We start from the raw sequence: 17508 nt of genomic DNA, 5'->3' as shown, positions 1-17508 counted from the left end.
AAAAAAATGGGCGAATCGCCCATCCCTGAAACGCCGTCGAACAGCGGCGTTATAAAGTGTCCAGCTAACAAAAAGCCCCTTGGAAGGGGCCCCTGAAACTGGTTGCGGGAGCCGGATTTGAACCGACGACCTTCGGGTTATGAGCCCGACGAGCTACCAGACTGCTCCATCCCGCGACAAAGCTGGGGCGGAAGTATACGACCGATCCATTACAGGGTCAATGTAACCCTTCCACCTACAAGAAAGCCCGCAATTGCGGGCTCTCCTGATAATTGGTACCGAGAAGGGGACTCGAACCCCTACACCCTATGGGCACAACCACCTCAAGGTTGCGTGTCTACCAATTCCACCACCTCGGCAATACAGCGTTTGAAACCTTCTTACTTCTGCTCTTGAGCTGGAGGCACGTCAGTCGCCGGGTTGGCCGACTTTTGCTCTTGAAGCACCGGGACATCATCAGAAGCCGGTTGTTGTTGCTTGGGCGCTTCCAGTACCGCTGGGTTTGGCAAACCTACTTGAGTCAGCTCATGAGCTTTCTCTTTAGCAAAGTAACCTAACCCTAAGCTGGTCATGAAGAAACCGGCGGCAAGTATAGCAGTAAACTTACTAAGAAAGGTAGAGGAACCTTGGCTTCCGAATACAGTATTTGAAGCACCTGCACCGAAAGACGCGCCAGCATCCGCACCTTTACCCTGCTGCAGCAATACGAGAGCAACTACGCCCAGTGCACCCAGCAGATGAAAAACGACTACGACTGTTTCCAGCATTTTTTCAGTTTCCCGCGGCGCGACAGATCGCACCGAACTCATCTGCATTCAGGGACGCTCCACCAATGAGCCCCCCATCGATATCCGGCATGCCGAACAGTTCGACCGCATTGGCCGCCTTCACGCTGCCGCCGTATAGAAGCCGCACACCTCGTGCCACTTCAGAATTCTCTGCCGCCAACTGTGCGCGAATGGCTGCGTGCACATCCTGCGCCTGTTGCGGCGAAGCAGTCAGCCCGGTGCCAATGGCCCAGACTGGCTCGTAAGCAATGACTGCCTTTGCAAAAGCACCGACACCCAGATTTTCAATGATGCTGCCCAACTGAGACCCGACAACCTCAAGGGTCTTTCCGGCTTCACGCTGCTCGAGGGTCTCCCCTACGCACAACACCGGAATCAGACCGCAGGCCTGAGCCGCGGCAAATTTGCGAACCCAGGCACTATCCTGCTCACGCATGATCAGGCGACGCTCGGAGTGCCCAACCAAAACCAGTGAACAACCTGCATCCACCAACTGACTCGGCGCAATCTCACCGGTCAATGCGCCTTGCATGGATTCCACCGCAGAGTTCTGCGCGCCGACCGAAATCGACTTGCCCTTCAAGCCATCAACCACTTGGTTGATATACAGGCAAGGCGGGAATACCGCGACATCAACACCGCTAGACAAGGCCAGATGACGAAGGCCTTTGATCAGCTCAGCGACGCTGGCGCGGGTACCGTGCATCTTCCAGTTACCAGCTACCATAGGGCGACGCATGCTGTACCTCGTCGGTCAAAGTGGGCGCAGATGTTACCCAACCGATTCATGACTGGCAAGCCGAATTCAGGCAGAAACTTCAGTAACAAGTTTTGCCAGCTCTTCGGCATAACCGCGAACTTGCACTTCATCCTCGCCTTCGACCATGACACGCACCAATGGCTCTGTGCCGGACTTGCGCAACAACACGCGCCCACGCCCCGCCATTGCCTGGGTCACACGTTCGCTGGCCTGCTTGACCGAGGCATGTTCGATCGGATTCGCACCGCCACCGAAACGCACATTGATCAGTACCTGCGGGCATTTGCGCAACGCTTGGCGAGACTGGGCGAGCCCTTCGTCGCGCGCCTTGAGCGCCATCAACACCTGCAAGGCGGCGATGATCGCATCTCCTGTGGTGGTATGGTCGAAGCACACGATGTGGCCGGAGTTCTCCCCGCCGACCACCCAGTTACGCTCCAGCAATTCCGAAATCACGTAGCGGTCACCGACGTTGGCCCGCACGAACGGGATATCCAGGTCCGCCAAGGCCAGCTCGAGCCCCAGATTACTCATCAACGTACCGACCACGCCACCCTGCAACTTGCCGCGTCCATGCAGGTCACGAGCAATGATGAAGAGCAATTCGTCACCATCGACGACCGTACCGGTGTGATCGACCATCAAAACCCGGTCGCCGTCGCCATCGAACGCGATCCCGAGATCGGCTTGCTCGGCCAATACCGCAGCCTGCAAAGCCTCAGTATGAGTGGAGCCACAATTGTGGTTGATGTTCAGGCCGTTAGGCTGGGCGGAAAGCACCACCACCTCAGCCCCCAATTCCCGAAACACGCTCGGCGCAACTTTATAGGTGGCCCCGTGGGCGCAATCGACGACGATCTTCAGGCCGGAGAAACTCGTGCCGGTCGGCACGCTGCCTTTGCAAAATTCAATGTAGCGACCCGACGCATCGTTGATCCGCGACACTTTACCGATCTTGCTCGACTCAACCACAGTCATCGGCGTATCCAGCAGCTCTTCAATCATCAGCTCGATGTCATCCGGCAGCTTGGTGCCCTGGCCGGAGAAGAACTTGATGCCGTTGTCATCATGGGGGTTGTGCGAGGCACTGATCACGATACCCGCCTGCCCCTGGAACGTACGCGTCAGGTAGGCGATAGCCGGCGTAGGCATCGGACCCAGCAACATCACATCGGCGCCCGCCGATGTCAGGCCGGCCTCAAGAGCCGATTCGAACATGTAGCCGGAAATTCGTGTGTCCTTACCGACCAGCACTTTGCAGGCGCCCATTTTGCGGAACGCCATGCCCGCCGCCCAGCCGAGCTTGAGCATGAAATCAGGTGTAATAGGGTATTCGCCGACCCGACCACGAATACCGTCGGTGCCAAAGTATTTCTTGCTCATAAGTGCTCCGTCATTCTTATTCGGCTGAATCCACAGCTGCGATCATCCGCACGACATCCATCGTTTCGGCTACATCATGCACGCGCAATATGCGCGCGCCTTTGGTAATGGCCAAGGCCGCGAGTGCAAGACCGCCGTACAGGCGCTCTCCCACCGGACGACCCAAGGCATTGCCTATCATGCTCTTTCGCGAGACCCCAACCAACAGGGGCCGCCCCAGTGCATGCAAGGCTTCCATATGTTTGAACAGGCTCAGATTATGGCCCAGCGTCTTGGCAAAGCCGAACCCGGGATCAAGGATGATCCGCTCGGCAGGGATACCCACGGCCGCACACTCGTCCAGACGCGCCACCAGGAACTCGCCGACTTCCCGAGTTACATCATGATAATGCGGATCGTCCTGCATGGTCCCGGGCTCGCCGAGCATATGCATCAGGCATACCGGCAAACCGGTGGCCGCGGCGGCGTCCAGCGCGCCGTCGCGCTGCAGGGAACGTACATCATTGATCAGCCCCGCCCCCAGTCGCGCGGTCTCGCGCATGACTGCCGGGGTAGAGGTATCGACCGAGATGATGACATCCAGCTCGCGATGGATACGCTCGACAATCGGCGCAACCCGCTCCAGCTCTTCGGTGGGCGAGACCGCACGCGCACCCGGCCGGGTCGATTCGCCACCCACGTCGATCAGCGTGGCACCGGCGATCACCATCGCTTCGGCATGCCGCAGCGCAGCGTCGAGCTGGCTGAATCGGCCACCGTCGGAAAAGGAGTCGGGAGTGACATTGAGAATGCCCATGACATGAGTATGGGCCAAATCAAGAACCCGGTTGCCGCAAGGCAACCGGGTCGAGGACTGAGCAGAAGTCATTTCAAGCCTTAAACGTCAGCAGCCGGACCGCCAATCGGTGTTTCCGGGCGCTCGCCCTGTACAGCCGGAGGCGTGCCGGAAGTGCCAGTGCCACCGGACCAGTCACGAGGCTCGCGAGGCTCACGGCCCGCCATGATGTCATCGATCTGCTCGGCATCGATGGTCTCATATTTCATCAAGGCATCAGCCATGGCATCCAGCTTGTCACGATTGTCCGTCAGAATCTGCCGGGCGGTGCCGTAGCACTGGTCAATGATACTGCGCACTTCGGAGTCGATCAGCTTGGCCGTCTCGCCAGAAAAACTTGCATGCTGACCACCGCCACCACGACCGAGGAACACTTCGCCCTCTTCTTCGGCATACATCAATGGCCCCAGCTTCTCGGACAGACCCCACTTGGTCACCATGTTCCGGGCGATCTGGCTGGCACGCATGATGTCGTTGGACGCGCCGGTGGTTACACCGTCAAAGCCCAGCGTCATTTCTTCAGCGATACGGCCGCCATACAGCGAACAGATCTGGCTGATCAATGCGCGCTTGGACAGGCTGTAGCGATCTTCCTCCGGCAGGAACATGGTCACACCCAGGGCGCGACCGCGCGGGATGATCGATACCTTGTAGACCGGATCATGCTCAGGCACCACACGACCGACGATAGCGTGACCCGCTTCGTGGTAGGCAGTGTTCTGCTTTTCTTTCTCGGACATGACCATCGATTTGCGCTCGGCGCCCATCATGATCTTGTCCTTGGCCAGCTCGAACTCCTTCATCTCCACGACGCGCTTACCAGTACGCGCGGCGAACAGCGACGCTTCGTTGACCAGGTTCGCCAGATCGGCACCGGAAAAGCCCGGTGTACCGCGAGCGATGACGGCCGGAGCAACGTCGTCACCCATAGGCACCTTGCGCATGTGGACCTTGAGGATCTGCTCCCGACCGCGAATGTCCGGCAGGCCTACGACGACCTGGCGGTCGAAACGACCTGGACGCAACAGTGCAGGGTCAAGGACGTCAGGACGGTTGGTGGCGGCAATCACGATGATGCCGTCATTCATTTCGAAACCATCCATCTCGACCAGCAACTGGTTGAGGGTCTGTTCGCGCTCGTCGTGACCGCCGCCCATGCCGGCGCCACGATGGCGACCGACGGCGTCGATTTCATCAATGAAGATGATGCACGGCGCGTGCTTCTTGGCCTGTTCAAACATATCGCGAACACGGCTGGCACCCACGCCGACGAACATTTCCACGAAGTCGGAACCGGAAATCGTGAAGAACGGCACCTTGGCTTCACCAGCAATCGCCTTGGCCAGCAGGGTCTTACCGGTACCCGGTGGGCCTACCATCAGCACGCCACGAGGAATGCGGCCACCCAGGCGCTGGAACTTGCCCGGATCACGGAGGAATTCAACCAGCTCGCCGACTTCTTCCTTGGCTTCGTCGCAGCCTGCGACGTCGGCCAGGGTAGTCTTCACCTGATCTTCCGATAGTAGCCGCGCCTTGCTCTTGCCGAAGCTCATCGGCCCGCCCTTGCCTCCGCCGCCGCCCTGCATCTGGCGCATGAAGAACATGAACACGGCAATGATGACGAGGATCGGGAAGCTGGCGACCAGGAGCTGGGTCCAGATGCTTTGCTGTTCGGGTTGCTTGCCTTCGACCACGACGTGGTTGTCCACCAGGTCACCGATCAGGCCATTGTCCTGGATTGCCGGACGAATGGTCTTGAAGTTGTCGCCATCGGTGCGCTTGCCGGTGATCACATAGCCATCAACGGCTACGCGCTCGACCTTGCCATCCTTGACCTGCTGGATGAAGTCGGAATAGTTGAGGGTCTGCGGCTCGTTAGGGCTGGAGAAGTTGTTCATCACGGTCACAAGGACAGCGGCGATGATCAACCACAGGATCAGATTCTTTGCCATATCGTTCAATTAACTACCCTCTGAAGCAAGCTCCGCTACTGGCGCGCGCTTCGCATGATATTCACCGGCCTAACTTACTACATTACCTACGACTCTGGCAGGCGCCGTCTGTAACCCTTTGTGAAACACTTTCTACACAATATTCGCTAATGCTCACGGGACGAAATACGAAAAACCTATCGCTCCGGTCGAAAAACCTCTTATTCCTCACTGCGACCACGGAAACCACGGCCCAGCAGGTACTGCTCACGGGAGCGATCACGCGATGATTTCGGCTTGCGTGTCGTGACCTTCTCGAACTGCTTGCGCACGCTCTTGTGGTATTCGTCGAAGCCTTCACCCTGGAAGACCTTGATCAAAAAATCACCACCTGGCTTCAACACCCGAGTCGCAAGATCCAGTGCCAACTCGCACAGGAACATTGATCGCGGCATATCAACAGATGCCAGTCCACTCATATTGGGGGCCATATCGGAAATCACAAGGTCCACCTCGTTTTTTCCAACCGCTTCAAGGATCTGCGCCAGTACGGCGTCCTCGGTAAAGTCGCCCTGAATGAAGGTCACATCCGGGATGCTGTCCATTTCCAAGATATCGGAAGCGATCAGTGTGCCTTGCCCACCAATCAGACGACTGGTCACTTGGGACCAGCCACCCGGGGCGGCGCCCAAGTCGATCACGCTCATGCCTGGACGGATCAAACGGTCTCTTTCCTGAATCTCCAGCAGCTTGTAGCTGGCACGGGAACGATACCCGTCTTTTTGCGCCATTTTCACGAATGGGTCGTTGAAATGCTCTTGCAGCCATTTAAGACTTGTCTTGGAACGGGCCACGGGCCACCTCAAAAATAAAACGAGTCGTGATTAAGTGGGCGGTCCCGTACTCGCTCGGGTAAACTGGCCGCCGCTTTTTACAAGATCAGACGCAGGGGTCAGATTATGCCGCTCACTCAAGAGCAGAAGAAACAATACAAATCCATTGGCCACCATCTGAAACCGGTTTTGACTGTGGCTGACAACGGTTTGACTGAAGGTGTTCTCGCCGAACTGGAACGCGCCTTGGGCGATCATGAGCTGATCAAGATCAAGCTCAACATCCTCGACCGCGAAGCCCGCCTGGCTGCCGTTGCCGAACTGTGCAAGACCGGCAAGGCAGACCTCGTGCAGGTCATCGGCAAGATGGCGCTGATTTATCGCAAGAATTTCAGCGTCAACAAGCAACTGTCGAACGTTCACCGCTTCAAGTGATACCAAGGGTCAAGGGTGTGCGCTGCACACCCTGCCGCTCCATCCAGGAACCGGTTGCAATACCAGCACCAACCCGGAAAAACCCAGCACCAAGTAACTGAATGCCTGCCACTGGCTTGCATCTGGCCAACCGAAACGTACTACAAAGTACATCCCGCACGCGTACAACGACATGAGCAGCAACTGCCCACGAATGTCACGCCATAGACTGGCTGGGCCCTCGGCCTGAACCAGCACCAAAGCCTGAAACATCACGCACGCTGCCGAGAACCCCACCAGCAATGCCGTCAGCATGCTCGCGATTTCGTCGATAAGCAGCGGTGCCAGGCCGACTTGACCCAATACCGGCAGCAAACCGATGTGCAGCAACCAGACGCCGCCCACCCACAACATCTGGGTGAGCTGCCAGATCATGGCGCCGGCTCGCAGCGGGCGCCTTCGCTCAGATGTGACGGACTTCGACAATCTCATACTCGATGACACCGCTGGGCGTCTTCACAGCCACCACATCACCCTCTTCCTTGGCAATCAAGGCGCGAGCAATGGGCGAACCGACGGAAATCTTGCCAAGCTTGATGTCTGCCTCGTCCTCGCCAACGATCTGGTAAGTGACGCTTTCATCGGTCTCGACGTTGGCGATTTCCACAGTAGTGCCAAATATCACCTTGCCGGTGTGCGGGATAGTCGTGACATCGATGACGACCGCATTCTGCATGCGGCCCTCGATATCCCGGATACGCGCCTCGACCATACCCTGCTGCTCGCGAGCAGCATGGTATTCGGCGTTTTCCTTCAGATCGCCCAATTCCCGGGCCGTGCCGATGTCCTGGCTGAGCTTCGGACGAACGACCTTGGTCAGGTGGGCGTGTTCCTCTTCCAGGGCCTTTGCGCCCTGAACAGTCATCGGGTACTTGGTTATGCTCATGCCTTCAATCCTGCATGTAGATCCTGCAAGCGACGGACGGTCTTCTCTGGACCGAACTTGAGCGCTTCGCAGATCGCTTCGCCCGCAGCAATGGTCGTGGTGCAGTAGATCTTGTGCTGCAGCGCATTGCGACGAATGGAGTAGGAATCGGCGATCGACTGACGACCTTCGGTGGTGTTGATGATCAAGGTGACTTCGTCATTCTTGATCATGTCGACCACGTGCGGACGCCCCTCGGTCACCTTGTTCACGCGGCGCACTTTCAGGCCTGCCGCTTCGATCAGCTTGGCAGTCCCGGCCGTAGCGACCACTTCGAAGCCCAAGTTGATCAGATCACGGGCCACGCCTGCAACCAGTGGCTTGTCGTCATCACGCACGCTGATGAACGCGGTGCCGCCGGTCGGCAGCACTTCGCTGGCGCCCATCTGGGCTTTCGCAAAGGCTTCGCCGAAGGTATCGCCCACGCCCATCACTTCGCCGGTGGATTTCATTTCCGGGCCGAGGATCGGGTCCACCCCAGGGAACTTGGCGAATGGGAACACTGCCTCTTTCACACTGTAGAAATTCGGAATGATTTCCTTGGTGAAATTCAGCTCTTTCAAGGTTTTGCCAGCCATGACGCGCGCCGCGATCATCGCCAGGGAAACACCGATGCACTTGGAGACGAACGGCACGGTCCGGGAAGCGCGCGGGTTGACCTCGATGACGTAGATGTCTTCGCCCTGCAAGGCCAGCTGCACGTTCATCAGGCCGATAACGCCCAGTTCCAGGGCCATTTTCTTGACCTGCTCACGCATCTCGTCCTGGATGTGCGCTGGCAACGAATAAGGCGGCAGCGAGCAGGCGGAGTCACCGGAGTGCACACCGGCTTGTTCGATATGCTGCATGATCGCGCCGATCACCACGTCCTTGCCGTCGCAAACCGCATCCACGTCCATTTCGATGGCGCAGTTGAGGAAGTGATCCAGCAGCACCGGGCTGTCGTTGGAAACTTGAACGGCTTCGCGCAGGTAACGCTTGAGCTCGTCTTCCTGGTAGACGATTTCCATCGCACGACCGCCCAGCACGTAAGACGGACGCACCACCAGCGGGTAACCGATCTTGGCGGCAGCACGAATCGCTTCATCTTCGCTGCGCACTGTGGCGTTTGGCGGCTGACGCAGGTTCAGGCGCTCGACCATCTGCTGGAAGCGCTCACGGTCTTCGGCACGGTCGATCGAATCCGGACTGGTACCGATGATCGGTACGCCGGCGGCTTCAAGGGCCCGAGCCAGTTTCAGAGGGGTCTGGCCGCCATACTGGACGATCACGCCTTTGGGCTTCTCGACGCGGACGATTTCCAGCACGTCTTCCAGGGTCACCGGCTCGAAGTACAGGCGGTCGGAAGTATCGTAGTCGGTGGACACGGTTTCCGGGTTGCAGTTGACCATGATGGTCTCGTACCCGTCGTCGCGCAGCGCCAGCGCAGCGTGAACGCAGCAGTAATCGAACTCGATACCTTGGCCGATCCGGTTAGGACCGCCGCCCAGGATCATGATCTTGTCGCGAGTCGATGGCGCGGCTTCGCACTCTTCTTCGTACGTGGAGTACAGGTAAGCCGTGTCGGTGGCGAACTCGGCCGCGCAGGTATCGACGCGCTTGTAGACCGGGAACACTTCCAGCTTGTGACGATGAGTGCGCAGGCTCTTCTCGGTCACACCCAGCAGCTTGGCCAGGCGCATGTCGGAGAAGCCCTTGCGCTTGAGGCGGAACATCATGTCGTGGTCGATGCTGGACATGCCCAGGGTCTTGACCTTCTCTTCTTCCTTGATCAGATCTTCGATCTGCACCAGGAACCAAGGGTCGATCATGTTCATGCTGAATATCTGCTCGACGGTCATGCCGGCACGGAAAGCGTCAGCCACGTACCAGATGCGCTCGGCGCCCGGCACAGTCAGCTCGCGCTTGAGCACGCTCATGCTTTCAGGATCGTTCAGGTCAAGCTTCGGATCGAGGCCGCAGACACCCACTTCCAGACCGCGAAGGGCCTTCTGCAGGGACTCCTGGAAGGTCCGGCCGATAGCCATGACTTCACCCACCGATTTCATCTGGGTAGTCAGGCGTGCGTCGGCCTTGGCGAATTTCTCGAAGGCGAAACGTGGCAGCTTGGTAACGACGTAGTCGATGGACGGTTCGAAGGACGCCGGGGTCTTGCCGCCGGTGATGTCGTTCGACAGCTCGTCCAGGGTGTAGCCCACGGCCAGCTTGGCGGCGACCTTGGCAATCGGGAAGCCGGTGGCCTTGGATGCCAGGGCCGACGAACGGGATACCCGCGGGTTCATCTCGATGACCACCATGCGGCCAGTGTTCGGGCAGATGCCGAACTGGACGTTGGAGCCGCCGGTTTCCACGCCGATCTCACGCAGTACCGCCAGGGAGGCGTTGCGCAGGATCTGGTATTCCTTGTCCGTCAGGGTCTGGGCCGGTGCGACCGTGATCGAGTCGCCGGTGTGTACGCCCATCGGGTCGAAGTTTTCGATGGAGCAGACGATGATGCAGTTGTCCTTTTTGTCGCGGACAACTTCCATTTCGTATTCTTTCCAGCCGATCAGCGATTCGTCGATCAGCAGCTCCTTGGTCGGCGACAAGTCGAGACCGCGGGCGCAGATTTCTTCGAATTCTTCACGGTTGTAGGCGATGCCACCGCCGGTGCCGCCCATGGTGAAGGACGGACGGATGATGCATGGAAAGCCGAGGCGTTCCAGGACGGCGTTGGCTTCTTCCATGCTATGGGCGATGCCCGAGCGCGGGCAGTCCAGGCCGATGGATTTCATCGCCTTGTCGAAACGCGAACGGTCTTCGGCCTTGTCGATGGTGTCGGCATTGGCGCCGATCATTTCCACACCGAACTTCTCCAGGACGCCTTCGCGCTCCAGGTCCAGGGCACAGTTCAGCGCGGTCTGGCCACCCATGGTCGGCAGCAGCGCGTCCGGACGCTCCTTCTCGATGATCTTGGCAACGGTCTGCCACTTGATCGGCTCGATGTAGGTGGCGTCGGCCATGGCCGGGTCGGTCATGATGGTGGCCGGATTGGAGTTCACCAGGATGACGCGGTAGCCCTCTTCGCGCAGGGCTTTGCAGGCCTGGGCGCCGGAGTAGTCGAATTCGCAGGCCTGGCCGATCACGATCGGGCCAGCGCCGAGAATCAGGATACTTTTTATGTCTGTACGTTTTGGCATGGGTTTGTCACTCAAATCCGCAGGTCAGTCGGCTAGGCCGTCGAACAATCTTTGAAGCGCCTGAGGGGGCCGCCGAATTCGGGGCCGCCCTCAGGCTTCACGCGGTCAGCGTCGCTTGGCCATCTCGTTGATGAAGCGATCGAACAGCGGCGCCACATCGTTCGGGCCCGGGCTGGCTTCAGGGTGGCCCTGAAAGCTGAACGCGCTCTTGTCGGTACGCTCGATGCCTTGCAGCGTGCCGTCGAACAGCGATTTGTGGATCGCACGCACGCTGGCCGGCAAGGTCGCTTCATCCACGGCGAAACCGTGGTTTTGGCTGGTGATCATCACCACGCCTGTGTCAAGGTCCTGCACCGGGTGGTTGGCACCGTGGTGACCATGCCCCATTTTCAGGGTCTTGGCGCCCGAAGCGAGGGCCAGCAACTGGTGGCCGAGGCAGATGCCGAACACCGGGATCTCGGTTTCCAGCACATCCTTGATCGCCTGGATCGCGTAGTCGCAAGGCTCCGGGTCGCCCGGGCCGTTGGACAGGAACACGCCGTCGGGCTTGAGGGCCAGGACATCAACGGCTGGGGTTTGGGCCGGCACCACGGTCACGCGGCAACCGCGCTCGACCAGCATGCGCAGGATGTTCAGCTTGACGCCGTAGTCATAGGCAACCACGTGGTACGGCAGCTCGGAAGCTTCGATGGTCGCGTGACTGTCGGTTTTCAGATCCCAGACCGTGGAGCGCCACTCGTACTGCTTCTTGGTGCTGACGACTTTCGCCAGGTCCATGCCCTTGAGGCCTGGGAAGCCTTGCGCTGCAGCGATGGCCGCTTCTTCGGAAATATTGTCGCCGGCCATGATGCAGCCGTTTTGCGCGCCTTTTTCCCGCAGGATGCGAGTCAGGCGACGGGTGTCGATACCGGCGATCGCCACGACATTGTTGGCTTTCAGGTAATCGGACAGGGACATCGTGTTACGCCAGTTGCTCGCTACCAGCGGCAGGTCACGGATGACCAGGCCGGCGGACCAGACGCGATCTGACTCAGCATCTTCCGGCGTGGTGCCAGTGTTGCCGATGTGCGGATAAGTCAGGGTAACGATTTGTTGGGCGTAGGAAGGATCGGTAAGAATTTCCTGATAGCCGGTCATTGCGGTGTTAAACACCACCTCACCAACGGTCTGACCGTCGGCTCCAATGGCTTCGCCGCGAAAAATGCTGCCATCAGCAAGGGCGAGTATGGCTGGCTTAGTCAAGAAGACCTCCCGTAAATAAAGCCTGAAAGGGCGATCGCAGGTTGTAAAAAAGCGGAGTGACGTATGGACACGTCACCCCGCTTCTTCACTGAATTATTCTGCGCGCTTTTAGTGGACACACTAAAGCTGTAGCTTACAGAAAAAGGCTTTTTTGGTCCACCGCTAATGAGCCTTAAAGGCAGGGGAATGCGACAGGCCGTCGCGAAGCGGTTTAAAACGGGGCGCAGTATAACCTGAACCCCGTTCCAAAGGAGCATTAACGCAGGTCGAGCACGTCCTGCATGTCGTACAAACCAGGCTCGCGGCCGTCCAGCCACAGCGCGGCACGTACAGCGCCCTTGGCAAAGGTCATCCGGCTGGAAGCCTTATGGGTGATCTCCAGTCGCTCGCCTTCAGTGGCGAACAGCACGGTGTGATCGCCCACCACGTCGCCACCGCGCACGGTCGCAAAACCGATGGTGTCGCGCTCACGGGCACCGGTGTGCCCTTGACGTCCGTAGACGGCCACTTCTTGCAAGTCGCGCCCCAGCGCATCGGCAATCACTTCACCCATGCGCAGGGCCGTTCCCGAAGGCGCGTCGATCTTGTGCCGGTGATGTGCCTCGATGATTTCGATGTCCGCATCGTCGCCCAGGACTCGGGCCGCCATGTCCAGCAACTTCAGCGACAGGTTCACACCCACGCTGAAGTTCGCCGCGAACACGATCGGAATGTCTTTGCCAGCCTCGGCCAACAACTGCTTTTGCGCAGCGTCCAGTCCCGTGGTGCCGATCACCATGGCCTTGCCGTTCTTGCGGCAGATGGCGAGGTTCTTCAGCATCACTTCCGGCAGAGTGAAATCGATCAGGACATCAAACTCATCGAGCACTTTGTCCAGGCCACCGGACATCGGCACGCCGATACGACCGAGCGAGGCCAGCTCGCCGGCATCAGCGCCCACCAGCGTACTGTCGGGCCGAACGATGGCCGCCGTCAGGCCGGAGAGCGGCGAACGCTGCTGCACCGCCTCGACCAACGCCTTGCCCATGCGCCCCGCAGCGCCCATCACAGCTATACGTCGCATGTGAGCTCCTTACAGATCGCCGAAGAAGCGCTTCACGCCTTCGAACCAACCGGTGGTTTTCGGAGAATGACTGTTGTCATCCGCCAACGAACTACGGAACTCCTCCAGCAATTCACGCTGGCGTCGGCTCAGATTCACCGGAGTCTCCACCGCCACGCGGCACATCAGGTCGCCCGCACCGCCGCCGCGCACTGGCGCAACGCCTTTGCCACGAATCCGGAACTGCTTGCCGGTTTGCGTACCCTCGGGGATCTTCAGCTTGACGCGACCATCGAGAGTCGGAATCTCAAGCTCGCCACCCAAGGCTGCGTCGACAAAACTGATCGGCACTTCGCAGAACAGATGCTTGCCGTCGCGCTGGAAAATCGCGTGCTCACGCACGTTGATAACCACGTACAGATCACCGGTCGGGCCGCCCTGAGCGCCCGCCTCGCCTTCGCCGGACAGGCGGATACGATCACCGGTATCGACACCGGCCGGCACTTTCACCGACAGGGTCTTGTACTCTTCGACACGCCCTTCGCCGTGGCAGGAGTCGCACGGGTCGGAAATGATCTTGCCCTGGCCATGGCAACGCGGGCAGGTCTGCTGCACCGAGAAGAAGCCCTGCTGCATGCGCACCTGACCGATGCCGCCGCAGGTTGGGCATGTCACAGGCGAGGAGCCTTTCTTGGCGCCCGAGCCGTCGCACGGCTTGCAGTTGACCAGCGTCGGAACACGGATATTGACGGTGGTACCGCGCACCGCTTCTTCCAGATTCAGCTCCAACGTATAGCGCAAGTCGCTGCCACGCTGGGCACCGCCACGGGCGCCGCCGCGACCGCCACCGAAGAAATCGCTGAACACGTCGCCGAAAATATCGGAGAAATTCTGGCCACCGAAACCGGCACCACCGCCACCCATGCTTGGGTCGACGCCGGCGTGACCATACTGGTCGTAAGCCGCACGCTTGCTCGAATCAGAAAGCACTTCGTAGGCCTCGTTGGCCTCCTTGAACATCTCTTCCGACGCTTTATCGCCGGGATTACGGTCCGGGTGGTGCTTCATCGCCAAGCGACGATAGGCCTTTTTCAGGTCTGCCTCGCTGGCCCCCCGCTCGACACCCAACACTTCGTAAAAATCACGCTTTGCCATTAGTCTTTGCACTCTTATAGGACGTCCGGCAAACCTCTCCTGAACCTTGCCAAACTCGTTGAGCCCCAATACAGGCCCGGACCCAACTCACGTCAATTCAACGATCCTGGTCTTTAATTTTTCAGCCAGGGCCCCGGCCAAAACGCGGTGCCTGTCGCCGGAAAGCAGGAGCATTCCCGATCACACCGCCAGCATCCGAACACTGTCGCATGCTGTAAAAATTCTCTGGCTCCAGACACGCCAACGCGGGAGCAAGCTCCCGCGCGGCGACATCCTACCAGCCACCGCACAAATGCAGTCAACCGGCCGACCAACAAGCGTTACTTGTGGTCTTTCACTTCTTCGAACTCAGCGTCAACGACGTCGTCGGCTTTTTCGGCCGATTCGCCCTGGGCAGCTGCGCCTTCAGCGGGCTGCGCCTGCTCGGCATACATCTTCTGAGCCACTGGCGCGGAGACCTTGGACAGCTCTTCGATCTTCGCTTCGATGGCAGCCTTGTCGTCGCCCTTGACGGCAGCTTCCAGGGCAACCACGGCGGCTTCGATGGCAGTCTTCTCTTCCGCAGTCACTTTTTCGCCAGCATCGGCGACCATCTTGCGGGTCGAGTGCACCAGGGCATCGCCTTGGTTGCGGGCGCTGGCCAGCTCTTCGAACTTGCGGTCTTCTTCGGCGTTGACTTCAGCATCGCGAACCATCTGCTGAATTTCTTCCTCGGACAGGCCGGAGTTGGCCTTGATCACAATCGACTGGGTCTTGCCAGTGGCCTTGTCTTTCGCGCCGACGTGCAGGATGCCGTTGGCGTCGATGTCGAAGGTCACTTCGATCTGTGGCACACCACGTGGGGCTGGTGGAATCTCGGCCAGGTCGAACTTGCCCAGGGATTTGTTCTGGGCAGCCTGCTTGCGCTCGCCTTGCAGCACGTGAATGGTCACGGCGCCCTGGTTGTCGTCGGCAGTCGAGAACACCTGGGATTTCTTGGTAGGAATCGTGGTGTTTTTCTCGATCAGCGCGGTCATCACGCCCCCCATGGTTTCGATACCCAGGGTCAGCGGGCTGACGTCGAGCAGCAGAACGTCCTTCACGTCACCGGCCAGGACGGCGCCCTGGATGGCAGCACCCATGGCAACGGCTTCGTCCGGGTTCACGTCCTTACGGGCTTCTTTACCGAAGAAATCAGTGACCAACTTCTGAACCAGCGGCATACGGGTCTGGCCGCCGACCAGGATCACGTCGTTGATCGAGCCAACGTCGATACCGGCGTCCTTCATCGCGATACGGCAAGGTTCGATGGTGCGTTGAACCAGGTCTTCCACCAGCGCTTCGAGCTTGGCGCGGGAGATTTTCACGTTCAAGTGCTTAGGACCGGTGGCGTCTGCAGTGATGTACGGCAGGTTCACGTCGGTCGACTGGCTCGAGGACAGTTCGATCTTGGCTTTTTCAGCGGCTTCTTTCAGGCGCTGCATGGCCAGCGGATCGCCCTTGAGGTTCATGCCGCTTTCTTTCTTGAATTCGTCGACGAGGTAGTCGATCAGGCGGATGTCGAAGTCTTCACCGCCGAGGAACGTGTCGCCGTTGGTCGCCAACACTTCGAACTGGTGCTCGCCATCGACTTCAGCGATTTCGATCACGGAGACGTCGAAGGTACCGCCACCCAAGTCGTAAACGATCACGGTGTGATCGCCCTTGGCCTTGTCCATACCGTAGGCCAGAGCGGCTGCGGTTGGTTCGTTGATGATACGTTTTACGTCCAGGCCCGCGATGCGGCCGGCGTCTTTGGTCGCCTGGCGCTGGCTGTCGTTGAAGTAGGCTGGAACCGTAATGACCGCTTCAGTCACCGCTTCGCCGAGGTAATCTTCGGCGGTCTTCTTCATTTTCTTCAGGATTTCGGCCGAAATCTGTGGCGGAGCCATTTTCTGGCCGTTCACTTCAACCCAAGCGTCGCCGTTGTCAGCCTTGGCGATCTTGTAAGGCACCATCTTGATGTCTTTCTGCACGACTTCTTCGTCGAACTTGCGACCGATCAGACGCTTCACCGCGTACAGGGTGTTATGCGGATTGGTCACTGCCTGACGCTTGGCCGACTGGCCAACCAGAATTTCGCCATCGTTGGCGTACGCGATGATCGACGGCGTGGTGCGCGCGCCTTCAGCGTTTTCAATCACTTTGGCCTTGCCGTTTTCCAGCACGGAGACGCACGAGTTGGTGGTCCCCAGGTCGATGCCGATAATCTTGCCCATGTTAACTCTCCCGGAACTTGGATTTTGTTGCCGCAGCAGTGGTGGCTAACTGCGGTAGCACTTAAACGCTTGACATATAGATGGGGTCGCTACGACCGATTTCAAGCCTGCTCGTCAATAGAAGGCGAAACGGGTGCCGGCGCCTTGCTGACCACAACCATGGCCGGGCGCAGCAGGCGGCCGTTGAGCAGATAGCCCTTCTGGAAAACCTTCAGGACGCTGTTTGGCTCGACATCGGCGCTTTCTTGCATCGCCATGGCCTGGTGGTGCTCGGCATTGAAGGGTTCGCCGTGTGGATCAATGGCTTCGAGCTGATAACGCTTGAGCGTGTCCTGGAACATTTTCAGGGTCAGCTCGATGCCTTCACGCATTGGGCGAATGTTTTCGTCGTCCGGATTGGACAATTCCAAGCCGCGCTCCAAACTGTCGATGATCGGCAGCAGGTCGCCTGCGAAACGCTCAAGAGCAAACTTATGGGCTTTTTCCACATCCTGCTCGGCGCGGCGGCGGACATTCTGCAGGTCGGCGGCTACACGCAACGCCTGATCCTGTGCACCGGCCAGCTGCTCTTCGAGCACTTGTACACGTGCCGTCAGATCTTCACCCGAATCCTGGGAAGCCTGATTGGCGTCTAGATTTTGCGTGTCCTGCGTCTGTTCGTCAGCCATAGAGATTTCTCCTTTCAACTTCGTCCGCGAGCTCGACTCGCGCTTCTGCCCCGGTA

General features: G+C 59.0%; 15 protein-coding genes and 2 tRNA genes. 1 reads left to right on the top strand and 16 read right to left on the bottom strand.

What is annotated here, in order from left to right:
• Positions 1–99: 99 nt before the first annotated feature.
• The 8 genes from PFLQ2_RS23985 to rlmE all read right to left on the bottom strand — a co-directional run bounded on the left by PFLQ2_RS23985 (position 100) and on the right by rlmE (position 6551).
• A tRNA-Met gene (locus PFLQ2_RS23985) sits at positions 100–176 on the bottom strand.
• A 97-nt stretch (positions 177–273) separates the two neighbouring features.
• A tRNA-Leu gene (locus PFLQ2_RS23990) sits at positions 274–359 on the bottom strand.
• A gap of 21 nt (positions 360–380) precedes the next feature.
• A complete protein-coding gene (secG, locus tag PFLQ2_RS28560; protein ID WP_003177862.1) occupies positions 381–767 on the bottom strand; it encodes a preprotein translocase subunit SecG in 387 nt (128 codons plus the stop codon).
• Positions 768–771: 4 nt separating this feature from the next.
• Positions 772–1527: a triose-phosphate isomerase gene (gene tpiA, locus PFLQ2_RS24000; RefSeq protein ID WP_003177861.1), complete on the bottom strand. Its 756-nt coding sequence runs from the start codon at positions 1525–1527 to the stop codon at positions 772–774.
• A 66-nt stretch (positions 1528–1593) separates the two neighbouring features.
• A complete protein-coding gene (glmM, locus tag PFLQ2_RS24005) occupies positions 1594–2931 on the bottom strand; it encodes a phosphoglucosamine mutase (RefSeq protein WP_003177858.1) in 1338 nt (445 codons plus the stop codon).
• A gap of 16 nt (positions 2932–2947) precedes the next feature.
• Positions 2948–3799, bottom strand: coding sequence for a dihydropteroate synthase (gene folP / locus PFLQ2_RS24010; RefSeq protein ID WP_003177857.1), 852 nt, complete (start codon positions 3797–3799; stop codon positions 2948–2950).
• 8 nt (positions 3800–3807) lie between these two features.
• Positions 3808–5718 (bottom strand): ATP-dependent zinc metalloprotease FtsH, encoded by a 1911-nt coding sequence (gene ftsH, locus PFLQ2_RS24015; protein WP_033045905.1) that lies wholly within the window; start codon positions 5716–5718, stop codon positions 3808–3810.
• Between the two features lie 200 nt (positions 5719–5918).
• Positions 5919–6551 carry a 23S rRNA (uridine(2552)-2'-O)-methyltransferase RlmE gene (gene rlmE / locus PFLQ2_RS24020; RefSeq protein WP_003177853.1) on the bottom strand — a complete coding sequence of 211 codons (633 nt, stop codon included), beginning with the start codon at positions 6549–6551 and terminating at the stop codon, positions 5919–5921.
• 105 nt (positions 6552–6656) lie between these two features.
• Between rlmE and PFLQ2_RS24025 the strand changes: the two genes are divergently transcribed.
• Entirely contained in the window at positions 6657–6965 is a 309-nt protein-coding gene (locus PFLQ2_RS24025; protein WP_003177852.1) for a YhbY family RNA-binding protein, read from the top strand.
• A 9-nt stretch (positions 6966–6974) separates the two neighbouring features.
• Here the strand turns inward: PFLQ2_RS24025 and PFLQ2_RS24030 are convergent, their stop codons facing one another.
• The 8 genes from PFLQ2_RS24030 to grpE form a co-directional block, all read right to left on the bottom strand.
• A complete protein-coding gene (locus tag PFLQ2_RS24030) occupies positions 6975–7379 on the bottom strand; it encodes a hypothetical protein (protein WP_003177851.1) in 405 nt (134 codons plus the stop codon).
• A gap of 28 nt (positions 7380–7407) precedes the next feature.
• Positions 7408–7884: a transcription elongation factor GreA gene (gene greA, locus PFLQ2_RS24035; RefSeq protein ID WP_033046390.1), complete on the bottom strand. Its 477-nt coding sequence runs from the start codon at positions 7882–7884 to the stop codon at positions 7408–7410.
• A 2-nt stretch (positions 7885–7886) separates the two neighbouring features.
• Positions 7887–11108 (bottom strand): carbamoyl-phosphate synthase large subunit, encoded by a 3222-nt coding sequence (gene carB, locus PFLQ2_RS24040; protein WP_003177848.1) that lies wholly within the window; start codon positions 11106–11108, stop codon positions 7887–7889.
• A 105-nt stretch (positions 11109–11213) separates the two neighbouring features.
• Positions 11214–12350 (bottom strand): glutamine-hydrolyzing carbamoyl-phosphate synthase small subunit, encoded by a 1137-nt coding sequence (gene carA, locus PFLQ2_RS24045; protein ID WP_003177846.1) that lies wholly within the window; start codon positions 12348–12350, stop codon positions 11214–11216.
• A gap of 256 nt (positions 12351–12606) precedes the next feature.
• On the bottom strand, positions 12607–13413 hold the full coding sequence (gene dapB, locus PFLQ2_RS24050; RefSeq protein WP_003177844.1) for a 4-hydroxy-tetrahydrodipicolinate reductase: 807 nt from the start codon (positions 13411–13413) through the stop codon (positions 12607–12609).
• A 9-nt stretch (positions 13414–13422) separates the two neighbouring features.
• Complete coding sequence (gene dnaJ / locus PFLQ2_RS24055) at positions 13423–14547, bottom strand: molecular chaperone DnaJ (RefSeq protein WP_003177841.1); 1125 nt, start codon at positions 14545–14547, stop codon at positions 13423–13425.
• Positions 14548–14867: 320 nt separating this feature from the next.
• On the bottom strand, positions 14868–16784 hold the full coding sequence (dnaK, locus tag PFLQ2_RS24060; RefSeq protein ID WP_003177839.1) for a molecular chaperone DnaK: 1917 nt from the start codon (positions 16782–16784) through the stop codon (positions 14868–14870).
• Between the two features lie 101 nt (positions 16785–16885).
• Positions 16886–17452: a nucleotide exchange factor GrpE gene (grpE, locus tag PFLQ2_RS24065; RefSeq protein ID WP_033045904.1), complete on the bottom strand. Its 567-nt coding sequence runs from the start codon at positions 17450–17452 to the stop codon at positions 16886–16888.
• Positions 17453–17508 lie beyond the last annotated feature (56 nt).

Source organism: Pseudomonas fluorescens Q2-87 (assembly GCF_000281895.1).
GTDB classification, from domain to species: Bacteria; Pseudomonadota; Gammaproteobacteria; order Pseudomonadales; family Pseudomonadaceae; genus Aquipseudomonas; species Aquipseudomonas fluorescens_S.
The sequence above is the reverse complement of the archived record's forward strand: the minus strand, read 5'-3'. Positions and strand labels throughout refer to the sequence as shown.